The following is a 1,015-nucleotide window of genomic DNA, read 5'->3' as shown; positions in this document are numbered from 1 at the left end:
TAGCACTTTTTTCAGTTCTTCAATCTGGAGGCTTTGAAAAATAGCTTTCGTTTCGATCATCGCCAAAAGAGGGGAGGCCAACAGGGTTTCGATAATGGATCTTGCGCCTTCGGCAGGGTCTCCGGCAAATGTCCCATCAAGAAGCCCCATATCGGCAGCTTCTGAGGCAGATAGTTTTTTTCCGCTCCAAATCAGTTTTTTCGCTTTTGCTTCACCGATTCTTTTCTTCAGCAAATAATGTCCTCCGCCGTCCGGAACAAGCCCAATGCCGATAAAATTCATCGCGAGGACGGCGTTTTTTTCAGCGAGCACAATGTCCGCACAAAGCGCCAAACTCAGGCCCAGTCCCGCAGCAGCGCCATGAATGGCTGCAATTGTCACTTTCTTCATCTGATATAAATTCAGGGTGACAGCCTCAATCGTATCCATCAGCCGTTTAAATTGGTCAGGGTCATGCTCTGACGTCATCATTCTGATATCACCACCGGCCGAAAAGCCTTTCCCGCTTCCTCTCAGAAGAACGATGAGCGCCTCGCTTGCAGCCGCCATTTCGACTGCCTCCTTCAATTCAGACAGCATCTGTTCATTCAGGGCGTGATGGGCATCAGGCCGATTCAGGATAATCTCTGCAACGGCCCCATTACATGCATATTGAACAAACTCCATATGAAGCACCTCCATGTATACGCTTTCTTTTTTTCTTTCTCCTATACATTTCCCGCCATCCTCAAATAAACCTTTTTATTTTTCAAGGTCAATAGATACTGAAAAAGGCATATTGTTTGAATGGAAACATAAAGTTTTATATAGTGAAAAAGAAGGGATATCTTGACGAGAAGGGAGGAAAGGAACATGGATAAATTGCTGATCAGTTTTCTGTTAGGTTTATTTATGGTGTACTTTCCCCCTTCGGACGTGGTTCTGCCTTCCCAGTTTGAAACAAGCACTGACAGCTATGTGCCTATGTCCTCATATCCGCAGGAAACACAATCGGCAAAAACGCCATCGCCGGGCA

General features: G+C 45.9%; 1 protein-coding gene and 1 pseudogene. One reads left to right on the top strand and one right to left on the bottom strand.

The window, feature by feature from the left end; translation table 11 throughout:
- Window positions 1–666, bottom strand: a 666-nt coding sequence (locus tag ACWHAR_RS23385) for an enoyl-CoA hydratase (protein ID WP_452087988.1), incomplete at its 3' end; no start/stop codon positions are given.
- Window positions 667–852: 186 nt separating this feature from the next.
- Between ACWHAR_RS23385 and khtS the strand changes: the two are divergent.
- Window positions 853–1,015, top strand: a pseudogene (khtS, locus tag ACWHAR_RS23380) (K(+)/H(+) antiporter modulator KhtS); the annotation flags it as partial.

The sequence above is a fragment of the Bacillus sp. LR--39 genome, assembly GCF_053613335.1.
The sequence above is the reverse complement of the archived record's forward strand: the minus strand, read 5'-3'. Positions and strand labels throughout refer to the sequence as shown.